General features: G+C 65.4%; 13 protein-coding genes. 9 read left to right on the top strand and 4 right to left on the bottom strand.

Annotated features, from left to right (window positions below; genetic code table 11):
* Positions 1-69: 69 nt before the first annotated feature.
* The 7 genes from BT173_RS01235 to BT173_RS01205 all read left to right on the top strand — a co-directional run bounded on the left by BT173_RS01235 (position 70) and on the right by BT173_RS01205 (position 8,420).
* On the top strand, positions 70-2,037 hold the full coding sequence (locus tag BT173_RS01235; protein WP_072426794.1) for a ribonuclease catalytic domain-containing protein: 1,968 nt from the start codon (positions 70-72) through the stop codon (positions 2,035-2,037).
* Between the two features lie 20 nt (positions 2,038-2,057).
* Complete coding sequence (locus tag BT173_RS01230; protein ID WP_072426793.1) at positions 2,058-2,609, top strand: hypothetical protein; 552 nt, start codon at positions 2,058-2,060, stop codon at positions 2,607-2,609.
* 43 nt (positions 2,610-2,652) lie between these two features.
* Positions 2,653-3,750, top strand: a complete 1,098-nt coding sequence (gene gcvT, locus BT173_RS01225; RefSeq protein WP_072426792.1) for a glycine cleavage system aminomethyltransferase GcvT — start codon at positions 2,653-2,655, stop codon at positions 3,748-3,750.
* Positions 3,751-3,828: 78 nt separating this feature from the next.
* Complete coding sequence (locus tag BT173_RS01220) at positions 3,829-4,326, top strand: GNAT family N-acetyltransferase (protein WP_072426791.1); 498 nt, start codon at positions 3,829-3,831, stop codon at positions 4,324-4,326.
* Between the two features lie 127 nt (positions 4,327-4,453).
* Positions 4,454-4,843, top strand: a complete 390-nt coding sequence (gene gcvH, locus BT173_RS01215) for a glycine cleavage system protein GcvH (RefSeq protein WP_072426790.1) — start codon at positions 4,454-4,456, stop codon at positions 4,841-4,843.
* Positions 4,844-4,964: 121 nt separating this feature from the next.
* A complete protein-coding gene (gcvP, locus tag BT173_RS01210) occupies positions 4,965-7,832 on the top strand; it encodes an aminomethyl-transferring glycine dehydrogenase (RefSeq protein WP_072426789.1) in 2,868 nt (955 codons plus the stop codon).
* A 168-nt stretch (positions 7,833-8,000) separates the two neighbouring features.
* Complete coding sequence (locus BT173_RS01205; RefSeq protein ID WP_072426788.1) at positions 8,001-8,420, top strand: hypothetical protein; 420 nt, start codon at positions 8,001-8,003, stop codon at positions 8,418-8,420.
* A 10-nt stretch (positions 8,421-8,430) separates the two neighbouring features.
* On the opposite strand, the gene BT173_RS01200 is transcribed toward BT173_RS01205, so the two are convergent.
* The 4 genes from BT173_RS01200 to BT173_RS01185 form a co-directional block, all read right to left on the bottom strand.
* Positions 8,431-9,729: a sensor domain-containing diguanylate cyclase gene (locus BT173_RS01200; RefSeq protein WP_072426787.1), complete on the bottom strand. Its 1,299-nt coding sequence runs from the start codon at positions 9,727-9,729 to the stop codon at positions 8,431-8,433.
* 109 nt (positions 9,730-9,838) lie between these two features.
* Positions 9,839-10,489, bottom strand: a complete 651-nt coding sequence (locus BT173_RS01195; protein ID WP_072426786.1) for an HAD family hydrolase — start codon at positions 10,487-10,489, stop codon at positions 9,839-9,841.
* A 148-nt stretch (positions 10,490-10,637) separates the two neighbouring features.
* On the bottom strand, positions 10,638-11,672 hold the full coding sequence (locus tag BT173_RS01190; RefSeq protein WP_072426785.1) for a Glu/Leu/Phe/Val family dehydrogenase: 1,035 nt from the start codon (positions 11,670-11,672) through the stop codon (positions 10,638-10,640).
* Positions 11,673-11,923: 251 nt separating this feature from the next.
* Complete coding sequence (locus BT173_RS01185; protein ID WP_072426784.1) at positions 11,924-14,719, bottom strand: FAD-binding and (Fe-S)-binding domain-containing protein; 2,796 nt, start codon at positions 14,717-14,719, stop codon at positions 11,924-11,926.
* 166 nt (positions 14,720-14,885) lie between these two features.
* On the opposite strand from BT173_RS01185, the gene BT173_RS01180 reads away from it, so the two are divergent.
* Both BT173_RS01180 and BT173_RS01175 read left to right on the top strand, forming a co-directional pair.
* Positions 14,886-16,520 carry a glycoside hydrolase family 10-like protein gene (locus BT173_RS01180; RefSeq protein WP_139255988.1) on the top strand — a complete coding sequence of 545 codons (1,635 nt, stop codon included), beginning with the start codon at positions 14,886-14,888 and terminating at the stop codon, positions 16,518-16,520.
* A gap of 93 nt (positions 16,521-16,613) precedes the next feature.
* Positions 16,614-17,582, top strand: coding sequence for a M14 family metallopeptidase (locus BT173_RS01175; protein WP_072426782.1), 969 nt, complete (start codon positions 16,614-16,616; stop codon positions 17,580-17,582).
* Positions 17,583-17,639: the final 57 nt, after the last annotated feature.

The raw sequence follows: 17,639 nt of genomic DNA, 5'->3' as shown, positions 1-17,639 counted from the left end.
GCAGCGGTCCGCTCCGGTATAATCCGCCGCCTCCCCCACCCTAGTGACCGCCCCACCGGGCGGCCAAGCATGAACGTCTTTTACGAAGAAAGCGGCGACTTCAAGGTTGCCGCCATCATGAGCGAGACCGACGCCACCCTGCAGGTGGAAGACGCCCGCGGTAAGCGCAGCAAGATCAAGGCCCAGGATGTGCGCATCCGCTTTGACAAGATCGCGCTGGCCGATTTCATGCCCCAGGCCGCTGCACTGGCCGAGGAACTGGACCTGGATTTCATCTGGGAAGTGGCGGGCGGCGAGGAGTTCGGCTTCCTCGACCTGGCGCGCGAATACTTCAGCGCCAGCCCGAGCACGCTTGAGCAGGCCGCCATGGTCATGCGCCTGCATGGCAATCCGATGTACTTCTATCGCAAGGGTAAAGGCCGCTACAAGGCCGCCCCGGAAGAGAACCTGCGCGCGGCCAAGGCCGGCCAGGAGAAGAAGGCACGCGAGGCGGCCCTGATGGCCGAGTGGCAGGCTGAGCTGCTGGCCGGTCGCGTGCCCGAGGCGCTAAAGAGCCATATCAAGACCCTGCTGCATCGCCCGGACAAGAACACCATCGAATGGAAGGCGCTGGCCGCCGCCGCTGATGCCGCGCAGAAGTCACCCTTGCGCCTCTTGGACAGCTGCGGGGCGATCCCGGATGTGGAAGCCTGGCTGCTCGACGGTTTCCTGGCAGAATACTTCCCCAAGGGCACCGGCTTCCCCGCCATCGAGCTACCGCCTGCACCGACTGATCTGCCCGATGCGGGCGTGCGCGCCTTTTCCATTGATGACGCCGCCACCACCGAGATCGATGATGCGCTGTCGGTCACCCCGCTGGCCGATGGCAATACCCGCGTCGGCATCCATATTGCCGCGCCGACGCTCGGCGTGGCGGCTGGTTCGACCATGGAAAACGTGGTGCTGGCACGCCTTTCTACCGTGTACTTCCCGGGTGACAAGATCACCATGCTGCCCGATGCAGTGGTGGAGTCCTTCACCCTGGCCGAGGGGCGCGATTGCCCGGCGGTCAGCCTGTATGTGACGGTGACGCCCGAGTTCGAGATCGTGGCCTCGGAAAGCCGCCTTGATCGCGTGCATATCGCCGCCAATTTGCGTCATCACGATCTGGACCCGGTGTTCAACGAGGAAACCGTGGCCCTGCCCGATGGCGGCCCCGACTACCCGTGGAAGACCGAGCTGCTGTATCTGCACCGCTTTGCCATTGCGCTGGAAAAGGCGCGCGGCAAGCACGATCCGAATCGCGTCGAGCGGCCTGATTACAGCTTCGCCATCGAGCCCGATGCGGCCGGCGTCAGGCGCGTGCGCATCTACCCGCGCAAGCGCGGCAGCCCGATGGACAAGCTGGTGGCCGAGCTGATGATTCTGTGCAACTCGACCTGGGGCAAGCAGCTGGCCGATGCGCGCATTCCGGCCATCTACCGCGCCCAGGCCATGGGCCGGGTCAAGATGACTACCACGCCCTCGCCCCATGTGGGCCTGGGGGTGGCGCAATACAGCTGGGCGTCCTCGCCGCTGCGCCGCGCGGCCGACTTCATCAACCAGCAGCAGCTCTTGGCTATGCTCAGTGGCGAGCCGCCGCGCTATGCGCAGCGCGATCCGATGCTGTTCGCCGCCCTGCGTGATTTCGACACCACCTATAACGCCTATGCCGAATTCCAGGGCCGTATGGAGCGTTACTGGTGCTTGCGCTGGCTGGAGCAGCAGGGTGTGCAAGAGGCCCAGGCCACCGTGGTCAAGGAAGACCTGGTGCGCTTCGACGGCCTGCCCCTGATGCTGCGCATTGCCGGCCTGCCTGAGCTGGCGCGTGGTACGCCGCTCAAGCTGCAGCTGATCCGTACCGATTACCTCGACCTGGCGCTCGAATGTCGTCTGCTGGAAGCGGGCGAGCCGACGGCCGTGGTGGACGAGGAAGAAGAGCTGCTTGAGGCAGCCGAGTTGGAGGCGGAAGTTGCCGTGGCCGAGGGCGATGCACCACCCGCCCCAGCCGTGGCCTGATTCCTGTATCGAGTTTCAGCATGCGTCCCACCAATCGAATCGATCACTTCCTGCCCGTACGTTTCAAGAATGGCAGCGTGGTCAAACAGTTCTCCAAGCCCTGCGTGAAATGCGGCCAGATGCTGCATGCGCGCCATATGCATGGCATAGCCCGCTTGCTGGATGACCATCTGGCCATGGCGGCCACCGCGCATTGCCCGGCCTGCCATACCCAGTTCGGCGTGGCCTGCGTGATCGACAATGAAAAGCGCGTGCGCCGCGTGGTGCTGCCGCTATTCCTGTTCAAGCTCTATTTGCGCACGCTGGCGGTGCACCCGGCCGAAGCGGCGGCCCATGAGGCGGCGCTGGCCGAGGTGGCCAAGCAGCCGGCGCCCGCGGAAGCCAAGCCGGCCCCGGTTGACTATCCGCGCGCCGATGAGGTGATCGGCCGCTATGCCGACAAGCCGATTCCGGCGCATATCATCGTCGACGGCCGCACCGTTCCCTTCGACCGCATCGAGGCCGATGGCCGGGTCAATGCGGGCGAATACCTGTTGGATGGCTGTTTCGTCTATAAACCGGCGCAGTCATAAGCTGCGTCAAACCCATCGTTTGTTTCTCACAAGGAAGCGCCCCATGTCCCAACGTACTCCCCTGTTCGATGCTCATCTGGCTGCCAACGGCAAGATCGTTGACTTTGCCGGCTGGGAAATGCCGATCAACTACGGTTCGCAAATCAAGGAACACGAGGCGGTGCGTACCGATGCCGGCATGTTCGATGTGTCGCACATGACCGCGGTGGACGTGCGTGGCGAGGGCGCGACCGCCTTCTTCCAGAAGCTGATCGGCAACGATGTGGCCAAGCTCGGCTTCGAGGGCAAGGCGCTTTACTCGGGCATGTACAACCCGGAAGGCGGCGTGATTGACGACCTGATCGTCTACCGCACCAGCTGGGGCTACCGCGTGGTGGTCAATGCTGGCACCACGGCCAAGGACCTGGCCTGGATGGCCCCGGTGGCCGCCGAGTTCCACGTGGAACTGACGCCGCGCCGCGACCTGGCCATGATTGCCGTGCAAGGCCCGAACGCGATTGCCAAGGCCAAGGCTGCCAAACCTGAGGCCGCCGCGCTGATCGACGGTCTGCAGGTGTTCCAGGGCCTGCCGCTGGGCGACTGGTTCTTTGCCCGCACCGGTTACACCGGCGAAGACGGCCTGGAAATCTCCATGCCGGCTGGCGAGGCGATTGCATTCTGGAATGCGCTGCTGGCCGCGGGCGTGGCCCCGGCCGGTTTGGGCGCGCGCGACACGCTGCGCTTGGAAGCCGGCATGAATCTGTACGGCAATGAAATGGACGACGCCGTGTCGCCCCTCGCCGCCGGCATGGGCTGGACTATTGCTTGGGAGCCGGCCGGGCGCGACTTCATCGGCCGCGCCAAGCTGGAGGCCGAAAAGGCCCAGCGCGCCGCCGGCGCCACCCTGCTCAAGCAAGTGGGCCTGGTTTACGAAGGCAAGGGCGTGCTGCGCGGCCATATGCGCGTGGTGACGGCCGCCGGCGATGGCGAAATTACCTCGGGCACTTTCTCGCCCAGCCTGCAGGTCTCGATTGCCATGGCGCGCGTGCCGCTGGCAGTCAAGGTGGGCGATGCCGTGGAAGTCGATGTGCGCGGCACCCTGCAACCGGCCCGCGTGGTGAAAATGCCCTTCGTACGCAATGGCAAGAAGGTGTTCGAGTAAGTTCGACCGTGTCCGCAGGCTTGTCTGTGCAGGCCTGCGGATCGCTTTGAGCAAGCCGTTTGGGTTTGGAGTTTGATAGTGGCGCCGTCTGCCGATCTTCATTTTCAGGATCACCACGAGGGTGTGGATTGGACTGAACTGGAAGCCTTGTTTGCACAGGCCGGCCTTGCAGGGCGTCAGGGCGATAAGCTGAGGCGTGCTTTCCTGGCTAGCACCGCTGTCTGCTATGTCTTTGAGAAAGATCGTCTCATCGGCGTTGCTAGGGCGATCAGCGATGGCGAATACCACGCCGTGATCTACGACGTAGCGGTACACCCTGACTACCAAAGCCAGGGTCTGGGACGCGAGATCATGGGCCGTCTGCAGGCAAAGCTGCCGGTTTGGCGGGTGATGCTGGTGGCGGATGTTGAGGTGCAGGGCTTTTACCAGCGACTCGGCTTTTCTGCTTACCCGGATACCTTGGCCCGTCTCGATTGGAACCGACTCTATGACGGCTCACCCACGAGCAGCTTATTGCCAACGCAGAAGGCCGGTGAGCTCGCAGCAGCGGTGCTTCATCAAGACAAGTGCTTGTAACAGCAGCGGAACCCCCTACAGTTTTGATAGAATCCGCGCCAATTCTTCCTGGCTAGGCTTCTCATCAGGAAGTAGCTGGTCCACCGAATAATCCGGCCTTACCGGGCCGACACATGACGAGATAACCATGAGCACCAACATCCCCAGCGATCTGAAGTACGTTGCCAGCCACGAGTGGCTGCGCCTTGAAGCCGACGGCAGCGTGACCGTGGGTATTACCGATCATGCACAGAGCCTGCTCGGTGATGTGGTGTATGTGGAAGTGCCGAGCGTGGGCGATGTGCTGGCCGCCGATGCGGGCGCCGGCGTGGTGGAATCGGTGAAGTCCGCTTCCGATGTGTATGCGCCGATTGCTGGTGAAATCATCGCCGTGAACGAAGCGCTGGCCGATGCGCCCGATACCGTGAACAGCGATCCCTATGGCGCAGGCTGGTTCTTCAAGATCAAGCCCGCCGATGCCAGCGTGCTGGACGGCCTGATGGACGCCGCCGCTTACGCCAAGGAAATCGGCGCCTGATTTCCCGGCTCTCCTGCAGAGAGCCTTGCTTCCTCACCGGCCGCCATAAGCGGCCGGTTTGTCGTTTCTGAGTCCACCGCTGAGCCAAGCTGCCAGGCGGTCATTGCTGAAGGGTCATACCATGACGCCGCTGTCCTCACTTGAAAATCACAACGAATTCATCCACCGCCATATCGGCCCCGACGAGGCCGAGATCGCCAGCATGCTGGCGACGGTGGGCTCCGCGTCGCTGGACGAGCTGGTGAAGGACACCCTGCCGGCCACCATCCTGGGCGGCAGCCCGGTGGCACTGCCCGACGCGGTAACCGAGGAAGCGGCGCTGGCCGAGCTGCGCCGTATCGCCAACAAGAATGTGATCGCCCGTTCTTTCATTGGCATGGGTTATAGCGAGACCATCACCCCGAAGGTGATTCTGCGCAATGTGATGGAAAACCCCGGCTGGTACACCGCCTACACGCCCTACCAGGCCGAGATCTCGCAAGGCCGTCTGCAGGCCCTGTTGAACTTCCAGCAGGTGGTGCTGGACCTGACCGGCCTGGAGCTGGCCAATGCCTCGCTGCTGGATGAGGCGACCGCCGCTGCAGAAGCGATGGCCATGGCGCGCCGCGTCTCCAAGAGCAAGTCCAATCGCTTCTTCGTCGATCGCGATGCGCTGCCGCAGACCATCGACGTGATGAAGACGCGCGCTCAGGCCTTTGGCTGGGAGCTGATCTACGGCACCGCCGCGGAAGCCAAGGATCACGAAGTGTTCGGCGCGCTGTTCCAATACCCGAATGTGAATGGCGAGATCGCCGAGCTGGAAGGCGCGATTGCCGCCATCAAGGCCATGGGCGGCCTGACTGCCTTGGCCACCGACCCGATGGCCCTGGTAGTGCTGAAGTCACCAGCTGCGCTGGGTGCTGATGTGGCCTTTGGCTCGCTGCAGCGCTTTGGTATCCCGATGGGCTTTGGTGGCCCGCACGCCGCCTACTTCGCCACCAAGGACGAGTACAAGCGTTCGGTGCCCGGCCGCATCATCGGCGTGTCGGTCGATAGCGCCGGCAACCCTGCCCTGCGCATGGCCTTGCAAACCCGCGAGCAGCACATCCGCCGCGAAAAGGCCAATTCGAATATCTGCACCTCGCAGGCGCTGCTGGCCAATATGGCCGGCTTCTACGCGGTCTACCACGGCCCGGTGGGCCTGAAGCGCATCGCCGACCGCATCCACCGCCTGACCGCCATCTTCGCCGAAGGCCTGAAGCGCGTCGGCGTCAGCGTGCAGACCCGCCACTTCTTCGACACCGTGGTGATTGACCTCGGCGCCAAGACCCATGCTGCCTACGAGGCCGCTCTGGCCGCCGGCTACAACCTGCGTCATGTGTCGAGCAGCCAGCTCGGCGTGAGCTTTGGCGAAACCGCGTCGCGCGACGATGTGAAGGCACTGTGGACCGCGCTGGTCGGTGACGCCGCCAAGGCGCTAGACGTGGACCTGCTCGACCAGGACCGCGTGACCCGCCTGGCCCCCGAGCTGCTGCGCCAGGATGCGATCCTGAGCCACCCGGTGTTCAATGCCCACCACACCGAAACCGAGATGCTGCGCTTCCTGAAGAAGCTGCAGAACAAGGATCTGGCGCTCGATCACTCGATGATCTCGCTCGGCTCCTGCACCATGAAGCTCAATGCCACCGCCGAGATGATTCCGGTGACCTGGCCCGAGTTCGGCAGCATCCACCCGTTTGCCCCGAGCACCCAGACCCGCGGCTACCTCGAGCTGATCGAGGGCCTGTCCGAGCAGCTGAAGGCGATCACCGGCTTTGACGAGATTTGCATGCAGCCGAACTCCGGCGCGCAGGGCGAGTACGCCGGTCTGTTGGCCATCCGCCGTTATCACGAGGCACGCGGCGAAGGGCATCGCAATATCTGCCTGATCCCGCAATCGGCCCACGGTACCAACCCGGCTACCGCGCAGATGATGTCGATGCAGGTGGTGGTGGTGGCCTGCGACGAGAACGGCAATGTGAATGTGGCCGATCTGAAGGCCAAGGCCGAACAGCATTCGAAGAATCTGTCCTGCCTGATGATTACCTACCCGTCCACCCACGGGGTGTTCGAGGAAGCGATCCGCGAGATCTGCGACGTAATCCACAGCCATGGCGGCCAGGTGTATATGGACGGCGCCAACCTGAACGCCCTGGTGGCGCTGGTGAAGCCGGCCGAGATCGGTGCCGACGTGTCGCATATGAATCTGCACAAGACCTTCTGCATTCCGCACGGCGGCGGCGGCCCCGGCATGGGCCCGATCGGCTTGAAGGCCCACCTGGCGCCGTATATGGCCAACCATGTGGTCGCGCCGGTGGACGGCCCGCACCGCGGTCAGTCGGCCGTGTCGGCCGCACCGTTCGGCTCTGCGTCCATCCTGGTCATCAGCTGGATGTATATCCGCATGATGGGTGGCAATGGTCTGAAGAAGGCTACCCAGACCGCCCTGCTGAACGCCAACTATATGGCCAAGCTGCTGAGCGCCGACTACCCGGTGCTGTACACGGGCAAGAACGGCCGCGTGGCGCATGAGTGCATCATCGATCTGCGTCCGCTCAAGGCTGAGACCGGCGTTACCGAGGTCGATATCGCCAAGCGACTGATGGACTATGGCTTCCACGCTCCGACCATGAGCTTCCCGGTGCCGGGCACTTTCATGATCGAGCCGACCGAGTCTGAGTCCAAGGCCGAACTCGACCGCTTTATCGAAGCCATGCACAGCATCCGTGCCGAGATCAGCAAGGTCGGCGCAGGTGTCTGGCCTGCGGATAACAACCCGCTACGCCATGCCCCGCACACTCAGTTCGCGGTGATCGGCCAGTGGGAGCGTCCGTACAGCCGCGAAGAAGCCGCCTACCCGCTGACCTGGGTGCGCGATAACAAGTTCTGGCCGAGCGTGGGCCGCATTGACGACGCCTATGGCGACCGCAATGTGGTCTGCTCCTGCCCGAGCATCGAGGCTTACAGCTAAGCCGCCCTTGGCGGCCGCGCTGTTGTGCGAAACCCGGCTGCGGCCGGGTTTTGCTTTTCTTCCACCACGCCCATCCTGAGCCAGCTTGCGGATCGCCACAGCTAGCGCGCTTGCTGGCAGTATGTGGGTCTGCCGCAGCCGCTCGCCCCACCCTGTTCCGGAGTATCTATGACCGCCCTACCCGCCATCCTGCACGAACCCATCCAGGCCTTGCTGGATGAGGGAGACAAGCTGTTCGACAAGGGCAAGTTCGATGCCGCCCTGCTCAAATACGAGGAAGCCCGCGCGCTCTTGCCGTCCGACCTGAGCCGCTGGGAGGCCAGCACCTGGGTGCTGACCGCCATCGGTGATGCCTGCTTCCTGATGGGCGATATGGAACGCGCCCAGCAGGCGCTGGCGACGGCAGTCGAATGTCCGGAAGGCGCGGACAATGCCTTCGTGCAGCTGCGTCTTGGACAGGCCGAGTATGAGCTCGGTCGGCTTGAGCAAGCCAGCGTGGCGCTGAACCTGGCCTATGCGCACGGCGGTGAGGAAGTGTTCGAGGACGAGGATGCCAAGTACCGCGCCTGCGTGAAGGCTGTGGCCTGAAGCGGGCTGGCTAAAGCCCAGGTTCGGCGCACAGCCGGTCGCGGCCTCCGTGCTTGGCCTGGTACAGCATCTGGTCGGCGCGCGTATACAGGCTGTCGAAGCGTGTATCGGCCGCTTGCAGATGCGCGAGACCAATGCTGACCGTGACGCTGAGCGCAGTGCCCATGCAGGCGGCCAGCGTTGCCGCGCCAATCTGCTCGCGCAGCCGCTCGGCCAGCGCATGGGCATCGGCGGCCTGGGTGCTGGGCAGCAGGATAGCGAACTCCTCGCCACCCACCCTGGCCAGCGTGTCCTCCTGGCGCACCATGGACTGCATGATCTGGCCGACTTCGCGCAGCACGCAGTCGCCGACCGGATGACCGTACTGGTCGTTGACCCGCTTGAAGTGATCGATATCGATGATCATCAGCGCCAGTGCCAGCTTGTGGCGGCGCGTGCGCGCCACTTCCTTCTCGGCCAGCGCGAAGAAATGGCGGCGGTTGAACAGGCCGGTCAGGCTGTCGGTCATCGATAGCTGTTGCAGCTGTTCCTTCAGATCGTGCAGCTCGGTGATATCGGACGAGAAACCGATCAGTTGCTCGGGCTTGCCGCTGGCCGAGGGTAGCGGCACCTTGATCGACCAGTAGTGGCGCAGCTTGCCATGCTGGTCGGGAAAGCTCTCCTCGCCAGCCTGCATGCGCCCGGTGCGGAATACCTTGTCATCCAGGCGCGACAAGAGCTCGGCATCGGCCTTGGCCATCAGTTCCACATCGTAGCGGCCCATGATGGCTTCGGGCGGACGGCCCAGCAGGTGCGCCACCATTGGGTTCACATACAGAAAGCGCCGCTGGCGATCCTTCATATAGATGTAGGCGCCGATATGGTTGAGGATGGTTTCCAGGAGCTGGCGCTGCTCGTCCAGCTTGGCGGCCAGGCGCTTGCGTTCGGTGATGTCGGTGGAGATGCCGCACATGCCAACAATCTCCCCGGCCGCGTTGCGCACCGGTTTCTTCACCGACCAGTAAATGCGCTGCTCGCCGCTGTCCTTCAGATAGTTGATCTCTTCACGCTCTATGGTCTCGCCCTGCTCGAGCACCCGTCTGTCGTTGTCCCATAGCTCGGCCGAACGAGCCTGATCGAAGAACTCACGGTCATCCCGCCCCAGGGTCTGTTCCAGCGTGGTGCCGAACAGGGCCAACACATAGCGGTTCGCATAGGTGTAACGGCCGTGCAGATCCTTGGTGAAGATATAGGCACCGATCTCATCCAGCAGACCGCGCATGCTGGCCAGCTCGGTCAACAGCTCGGCAGGGAGGGGAGGCTCGATCATGGCGCACAGGTCTGGAGCGAACGCTTTCCAGCATAGTGTGCGCGTCGCTCAGCACAGGATGGCGGCCGATAAACGGGGCGGGCCAAGGCCTGGCCCGCCCCTCGCGTGGCTAGTTGATCTGTGCCAGCCACTGTTCGAAGTTGTCAGCCGACCAGCGTGCGCCGGCCGAGCGAGCGGCGGCCGGGCTGATGCCGGTCAGGATGGCGGCCACCTTGCAGCCGGCCGCCACACCGGCAGCAATGCCGAGCGCCGAATCCTCATGTACCAGTGCATCCTGCGGTGCCACCTTCAGGCGCCTGCAGGCCTCCAGAAACGGATCGGGATGCGGCTTGCCGCGCTCGGTATCCTCGGCGCCCAGGATCAGGTCGAAGCCGTATTCGAGCTGCAGCTCGTGCAGGGTGAAATCGATATTGATGCGCGGCGCATTGGTGACCAGCGCGACCGGGATATGCCGCATGCGCAGCCAGCGCCGGTAGCGGGCGAAGCCAGGCAGGGTGTTCAGCTTGCCGCGCGCCAGGGTATGGAAGCGCTGCTCCTTGTCGTCGTGCAGGCGCTGCGCCTCGGCACCCTGTACCTGCCGGCCCAGGATGGCCCGCACCACGTCGATGGTACGGCCCGGCACCAGGCGCGGATCGCCAGGGTTCAGGCCCTGGCCGGTGTGCGCACGCGCGAAGTCGTCCCAGGCCGCGTCATGCAGCGGGGTGGTGTCGGTAATCGTGCCGTCCATATCGAACAGCACGGCCTTGAAGGGGAAGTCCATGGGGTGGCCTCTTATTCTGTGTAGAGGCATTGTTATGGGTAGTTTCCGGGCCGACAACTACAAAGCCTAGTGGTTTTCCGTAGCGGCGCCGCCAAAGCAAACAGCCCGACCAAATGGCCGGGCTGTTTCACATGAAACCGTGCCGGTTTCAGGCGGGCTTGAAGCGCTGCTCGGCCACCCGGTCGGCCACCACGCTGGTGGGCAGACCTTCGCGTTCGGCGCGCGCAAACACCTCGGCCAGCGTGTCGCCGATCTGGCGCACATGGGCTTCCACATCGGCTTCCGGCTTGCTCAGGTATTCGTAGCAGACCTTGATGATGCCGCCGGCGTTGATCACGAAGTCCGGCGCATACAGGATGCCCTTCTGGCGCAGTGCCTCGCCGATATCGGCGGTGGCCAGCTGATTATTGGCCGCGCCGGCCACGATCTTGGCCTTCAGGCGGCCCAGGGTGTTCGGGTTCAGCGTGGCACCCAGGGCGCAGGGTGCGTAGATATCGGCCTGTACGTCATAGATCGAGTCGACCGGCACCACCTCGGCGCCCAGCTCGCGGCGCGCGCGCTCCAGTGCGGCCTGGTCGATATCGGCCACCACCAGCTTGGCGCCGGCGGCATGCAGGCGGCGTGCATAGTCGTAGCCGACATGGCCAAGGCCCTGCAGTGCCACGATCAGGCCTTCCATGGAATCACGCTTGAGCTGGTGCTTGACCGCCGCCTGCGCGCCAACAAAGCAGCCGAGGGCGGTGAACGGGGAAGGATCGCCGCTGGCCCCGAGGCCCGCCACGAAGCTGGTCTTCTGCGCCACATGGGCCATATCGGCCGGGCTGGTGCCCACGTCTTCGGCCGTCACATAGCGGCCGCCCAGGCGCTCGAGCGCCTCGCCCAGCGCTTCGAACAGGGCCGGGGTCTTGTCGGTCTTCGGATTGCCGATGATCACGCTCTTGCCGCCGCCAATCGGCAGGCCGGCCACGGCGTTCTTGTAGGTCATGCCGCGCGACAGACGCAGCACATCGGTCACCGCCTCGGCTTCGCTGGCGTAGTTCCACATCCGGCAGCCGCCCATGGCGGGGCCCAGATGAGTGTTGTGTACGGCGATGATGGCTTTCAGGCCGGATTTCGGCTCGGAGACGAACACCACTTGCTCGTGGGCGTCGAAATTGGGTTCGTTGAAAACGAAGGCGGTCATGGCTTGTGGCTCCGCGCGGTCGGCACCCGCTGGCCCGGGGTGATGGGCTGGGTCGGCTTTCCGCAGATATTCGCGTTACGTGGTCAGGCAAGCCAGCCGGTAGGCGACTTGCCAAGCATGGGCAACCATTGTGTAGCTGCTTGGGCCGGCATCGTAATGCGGAGAAACCGCCATGGCTAGCCGAGCGGCCGAGTTCGCGCCGAGGCGTGAGGAATGCTGCCGAGCTTGCAACAAGCGTGTGCCGACGTGGCCTAGCTCAGGTTCGGCGCACTCAGCCGGTCCAGCCAGACTTCGACTCCGTCATAGACGAGGCCGGCATGCGTGCTCAGACCGATCTGGCAGGTACGGCTGGCCGAGATGCCACCGCTGCAGCCCTGTTGGCGCGCGGCCACCTCGCGCAGCGCATGCTGGTTCAGCTCGGGCTGGCTGAGGCCCTTGTCGCCAGCAAAGCCGCAGCAGGCCACGCCGCTTTCGACCACCTGTTCGGCCAGCGCACCCGCCAGCGCGCGCAGCTCGCCAGCCCCGCCCTGCTTGCTGATGCTGCACGGTACATGCAGGGCCAGGCGGGCGGTTTTGCGCAGCGCCAGGCGCGGCAGCACCTGGCGGTAGAGAAAGCTGGGCGCCGCATGCAGCTGCAGGCGCGCGTCGAGCTGGCCGGCCTGCTGTGCCGCGATCAGGCGCAGGCCGCACGGGCCGTTATCCAGATAAATGGGCAGGCGGCCCTGCTCGCTGGCGGCCAGCAGGGCGGCGTTGCTACGCGCTAATGCCGCATCGGCCGCCACATGGGCGTTCTTGGAAGCAAAGGGCTGGCCGCAGCACAGGCCCGCATACTGCTCGGGCAGGCGCGGGCTGAAGCCGGCGCGGGTCAGCACGCGCAAGGTGGCGGCCAGCTCGCTGTGCTGCCCATCGCTGCCGGCCAACACCCGGTTTGGGCAGCTGGGAAATACCACTACCGGCTCGCCGCCTGGCACGGGACTGAGCTTGAGCGGCTGCGCCGGCGACAGCGTGATCGGCAGCAGCGGAATTGTGGGCCAGCGTCGGTGCGCGGCCTGGTTCAGACGCGCTAGGCGTGCGCGGCCCAGCAGACGACCTGCCCACTGCCAGCCGTGCAGACCCAGCCTGGCGCCGGCGCTAACCAGCCGGTATTGCTGGGCGAGCTGGCTGGCCAGCAGCGGTGCACGGCTTGGTCCGCGCAGCGCCTGCATCAGTGCGCCGGTATCGATGCCCACCGGACAGCGGCTTGCGCACATACCGGTAGCGGCGCAGCTGGCGATGCCGCGCTGACGATACTGGGCGAGCCAGCGCGTGCGTTCCTTGGCCTGCTGGGGGTCGTTGCGCCAGGCCTGCAGCTGGCGCCAGACCACGATGCGCTGGCGTGGGCTGAGCGTGTAGCCATGCGCGGGACAGGCCGCTTCGCAAAAGCCGCATTCAATACATTTATCCACCAGCGGGTTGGCGGCCGGCATCGGCTTCAGGTGCTTGAGGTGGATGTCCGGGTCGGCATTCAGCAGCACGCCGGGGTTGAGGATGCCCTTGGGGTCGAGCAGGGCCTTGATGCGCTGCATGATCGCATAGCCATCCGCCCCCCATTCGGTAGCGACAAAGGGCGCCATATTGCGCCCGGTGCCATGTTCGCCCTTCAGCGCGCCGCCAAACTCCACCGCCACCAGCTGCACCAGCGCGTCCATCAGCGCGCGGTAGCGTTCGACCTCGGCCGGCGCATCGAAGCGCGGCGCAAACACAATATGCAGATTGCCCGCCAGCGCATGGCCGAACAGCAGGGCCTCGGCATAGCCAAAGCGCGCGAACAGGCCCTGCAGGCCAGCCACGCCCTCGGCCAGCTTGTCGACCGGGAAGGTCACGTCCTCGATCACCACCGTGCTGCCCAGCGTGCGCACCGCACCCACGGCCGGGAACAGGCCCTTGCGCACCGCCCACCACGGCTCGTAGTCGCTGGCCTCGCTGCTGAAGCCGGTATGGCGTGCGAGTGGGAAGGCGGCCAGTGTCTGTTCGACCGCGGCGATCTGCTCGGCCAACAGGGCGGCGCTTGGTGCGCGCACTTCGACCAGCAGGCCGGCCGCATAGGCGCGCTCGCCCAGCAGCTCGGGCAGCTTGTCGGCCACGGCGGCCAGGCTCTTTGCATCCATCAGCTCCACGGCGCTGACCGGGGCGTTGGCCAGCGCGCTGACGGTATGGCAGCAGGCAGCCAGCGTGTCGAACAGCAGCAGGGCCGAGGCCTTGTGCGGGTGCTCGGGCACGGTGCGATAATCCACGCGGGCCAGAAAACCCAGCGTGCCTTCCGAGCCGATCAACAGATGGCTGAGCATATCGATCGGGTCATCGAAATCGAGCAGCGCATTCAGGCCATAGCCGGTCGTGTTCTTCAGCCGGTATTTGTGGCGGATGCGCTCGGCCAGCGCCGGCTGGGCGTGCACCTCGTCCGCCAGCGCACGCAGGCCAGCCAGCAAGCCAGCTTGCTGCTGGCGGAAGGCGGCCACGGAAGCGGCGTCGGTCGTGTCCAGCACGCTGCCATCGGCCAGGATCACGCGCAGGCCGGCCAGCGTGTGGTAGCTGTTGTCGCGCGTGCCGCAGCACATGCCGCTGGCGTTGTTGGCCGCAATGCCGCCTATCTTGCAGCTGGCGATCGAGGCCGGGTCGGGACCGATCTTGCGCCCGTAGGGCCGCAGCCAGTCATTGGCCTGCTGGCCGATGACGCCGGGCTGCAGGCGAATCTCGGCGCCCTCGCGCAGAATCTGGTGGCCGCCCCAGCCATCGCCGAGCAGCACCAGTACGCTATCGCTGATCGCCTGGCCGGACAGGCTGGTGCCGGCAGCGCGGAAGGTCAGTCCGACCTGTTCGGCCCGAGCGGCGGCCAGCACCGTCTGCACCTCGGCCTCGCTTTCCACCCGCAGCACCACCTCCGGAATCAGCCGGTAGAAGCTTGCATCGGTACCCAGCGCCAGGCGCAGCATGGGGTCGGTGATGATGCGCTGGGCGGGCAGCTGCCCTTGCAGGGCCTGGCAGAAACGCTGGTGGGCTGTGCTCATGAGAGACTCGCGCAAAAAAGCTGCTGACAGCCTAGCCCAAAGCCGACCCTGGCGGCAGTAGGGATAAGTCGCCGTGCAGGAAAGCCACGCCAAAGCCGGCAAAAGCCGGCAAGATGCACGGGTCTGGGCTGGCGCATGTCGGCCAATGGGGTGGCTGGGGGTTTGCATGGTGGTATCGCGTCGTCGTTTGCTGGCTAGTGCCCTGGGCCTGGCCTTTGCTGAGCTGGCCGGCTGCGCAACGCCGCCTACCCCGCCGAGCGGTTCTACGCCAGCCGCAGCCCCACCCTTCCCACCACCCGCCGCGCCGTCTCTTGGTCCGACGCCTCAGCCTGTCCCATCCCTACCCGCCCTGCCCCAGCCGCACCAGGAATTCCGTGCCGCCTGGGTGGCTACCGTGGCCAATCTGGACTGGCCGTCCAAGCCCGGCCTGAGCATGGCGCAGCAGCAGACCGAGCTGTGCGCCATCCTTGACCGCGCCGTGCAGCTGGGTCTGAACGCCATCGTGCTGCAGGTGCGCCCGAGCGCCGATGCGCTCTACCGCTCCGCGCTCGAGCCCTGGTCGGCCTATCTGACCGGCAAGCAGGGCCAGCCCACCCCAGGTGCCCCGGCCGATTACGACCCGCTGGCGCTGTGGATTGCCGAGGCGCATGCACGCGGTCTGGAGCTGCATGCCTGGTTCAACCCCTACCGCGCCTGGCACCGGCGCATCAGCTATCCACTGTCCGAGCAGCATGTGCTGCGCAGCCAGCCCGGCTGGGTGCGCGAGTATGGCGATTACTACTGGATGGACCCGGGCGAGGCGGGCGCGGCCGAGCGCGCGCTGGCGGTGATGGCCGATGTGCTGCGCCGCTACGATATCGACGGCATCCAGATCGACGATTACTTCTACCCCTACCCGATTCCTGCCCCGGGCAAGGCTGGCAAGCGCGGCACGCTGCTCGACTTCCCGGACGGCCCGAGCTGGCAGCGCTACCAGGCCGGCGGCGGCAGGCTGAGCCGTGCTGATTGGCGGCGCGACAATGTGAATCGCCTGGTGGCGGCCACCCATGCGCTGGTGCGCGCCGAAAAACCCTGGGTGAAGTTCGGCATCAGCCCCTTCGGCATCGGTCGGCCCGAGCTGCGCCCAGCTGGCATCGTCGGCTTCAGCCAGTATGACCAGCTGTATGCCGATGCCGAGCACTGGCTGGCCCAGGGCTGGGTCGATTATTTGGCGCCGCAGCTGTACTGGCCCGTGGGCCAGCCGCGCCAGGCTTTCGCCGTGCTGCTGGCCAGCTGGCAGCGCGCCAATCCGCTTGGCCGGCATGTGTGGCCGGGCCTGAATACCGCGCGGGTCGAGGCGGGCGAATGGTCGGCCATGGAGATAGGCCGCCAGATCGCCAGTAGTCGTGCCAGCGTGGGCCAGAGCGGCCAGCTGCATTTCAGCATGCGCACGCTGATGCAGGGCGCGCGCGGCCTGGAAGAGCAGCTACGCCACAGCTATGCCCAGCCGGCGCTGCTGCCCAGCTACCCCTGGCTCGGTCAGAACAGGCCGCCGGCCGCGCAGCTGGTGCAGGATGGTGGGCAGCTGCAGGTGCAAGCTGGACCAGAGGCGGCCCGCCTGGCCCTGTGGACCTTGCAGGCCGAGGGCTGGCAGCTGACGCTGCATGGCGGTACACAGCTCAGCATGCCGCTGCCGGGCCATGACAAGGGCGCCGCCGCCCAGGCGCTGGCTGTGCAGGTGCAGAATCGTCTCGGGCAGCTCAGCGAGCCGGTGTACTGGCAGCCGCAAGCGGCCGCCAGTACGACCGTTGCGCATCAATAAACCGACTGGGCCGGGAATCTGCCCATCGGACTGCGACAGGGCGGCAAAGCGCAGTATCATTCGGCCCGTTTTCATTCTGCCGGCCGCGCCCTCATGAAGCCCTTCAAATCCCTCACCTACACCAGCCCCCAAACCGGCCCGCGCCTGATCGTGCTGGGCGCCGTGCATGGCAATGAGCTGGCCGGTACGCGCGGCATAGAGCGGGTGATGGCCGAGCTGGACAGCGGCGCCCTACAGCTGGCCTGCGGCAGCGTGACCTTTGTGCCGATCACCAATCCGCTGGCCTATGAAAAGCAGCAGCGCGCGGGTGACCGCAATCTGAACCGCAATCTGTGCCCGACCGAGGAGCCACACGAGTTCGAGGACCTGATCGCCAACTGGCTGTGCCCACTGCTGGCCCAGCACGATGTGCTGCTCGATCTGCACTCCTTCCAGTCGCCCGGCCAGCCCTTTGCCATGGTCGGCCCGCTGAATAACGACGGCCCGCTCGAACCGTTCAAGTTTGCCCATGAGGAGGAAGCACTGGCCGTGCGCCTGGGCGTGGGCCGCCTGGTGGATGGTTGGCTGAGCACCTATGCACATGGTGTGGAAGTGCGCCTGGCGCGCATGCCGGCCAGCGCCTCGCGCGCCGAGCGCCTGAGTGCCGATGCGCGCTATGGCGTGGGCACCACCGAATACATGCGTGCCCAGGGCGGTTATGCGATCACGCTCGAATGCGGTCAGCACGATGATCCGCAAGGCCCCGAGGTCGCCTACCGCGCCATCCACAACACCCTGGCCCATCTGGGCATCAGCAGCGAGGTGGCGCCGCCCGCCGCGGCCGAAAGTGTGGAAGCGCTGCATATCTACGAGGTGATCGACCGCTTGGATGCAGAAGACAGCTTCAGCCGCACCTGGGCCAGCTTCGATGTACTCAAGGCCGGTGACATCATCGGCCGGCGTGCGAATGGCGAGGTGCTGGTGGCCGAATGCGATGGCTACATCCTATTTCCGAACAGCAAGGCCCTACCCGGCCACGAATGGTTTTACCTCGCGCGTGCCACCGACCGCTTCCGTGCCTGAGTAAATATATGGCCTGGTGCGCCGTGCATGAAAAAGCCGCTTCCGAGGAAGCGACTT

This window comes from Chitinimonas taiwanensis DSM 18899 (assembly GCF_900119825.1).
Taxonomy (GTDB): Bacteria; Pseudomonadota; Gammaproteobacteria; order Burkholderiales; family Chitinimonadaceae; genus Chitinimonas; species Chitinimonas taiwanensis.
This window is presented reverse-complemented; position numbering and strand designations above follow the sequence as displayed.

Excerpts from the sequence above, each read along its gene's own strand:
- BT173_RS01195 (WP_072426786.1), bottom strand. The coding sequence starts at position 10,489 with ATGGACTTCCCCTTCAAGGCCGTGCTGTTCGATATGGACGGCACGATT.
- BT173_RS01185 (WP_072426784.1), bottom strand. The coding sequence starts at position 14,719 with ATGAGCACAGCCCACCAGCGTTTCTGCCAGGCCCTGCAAGGGCAGCTG.
- BT173_RS01190 (WP_072426785.1), bottom strand. The coding sequence starts at position 11,672 with ATGACCGCCTTCGTTTTCAACGAACCCAATTTCGACGCCCACGAGCAA.
- gcvH (WP_072426790.1), top strand. The coding sequence starts at position 4,454 with ATGAGCACCAACATCCCCAGCGATCTGAAGTACGTTGCCAGCCACGAG.
- BT173_RS01200 (WP_072426787.1), bottom strand. The coding sequence starts at position 9,729 with ATGATCGAGCCTCCCCTCCCTGCCGAGCTGTTGACCGAGCTGGCCAGC.
- gcvT (WP_072426792.1), top strand. The coding sequence starts at position 2,653 with ATGTCCCAACGTACTCCCCTGTTCGATGCTCATCTGGCTGCCAACGGC.
- BT173_RS01180 (WP_139255988.1), top strand. The coding sequence starts at position 14,886 with ATGGTGGTATCGCGTCGTCGTTTGCTGGCTAGTGCCCTGGGCCTGGCC.
- BT173_RS01230 (WP_072426793.1), top strand. The coding sequence starts at position 2,058 with ATGCGTCCCACCAATCGAATCGATCACTTCCTGCCCGTACGTTTCAAG.
- BT173_RS01175 (WP_072426782.1), top strand. The coding sequence starts at position 16,614 with ATGAAGCCCTTCAAATCCCTCACCTACACCAGCCCCCAAACCGGCCCG.
- BT173_RS01205 (WP_072426788.1), top strand. The coding sequence starts at position 8,001 with ATGACCGCCCTACCCGCCATCCTGCACGAACCCATCCAGGCCTTGCTG.
- BT173_RS01235 (WP_072426794.1), top strand. The coding sequence starts at position 70 with ATGAACGTCTTTTACGAAGAAAGCGGCGACTTCAAGGTTGCCGCCATC.
- gcvP (WP_072426789.1), top strand. The coding sequence starts at position 4,965 with ATGACGCCGCTGTCCTCACTTGAAAATCACAACGAATTCATCCACCGC.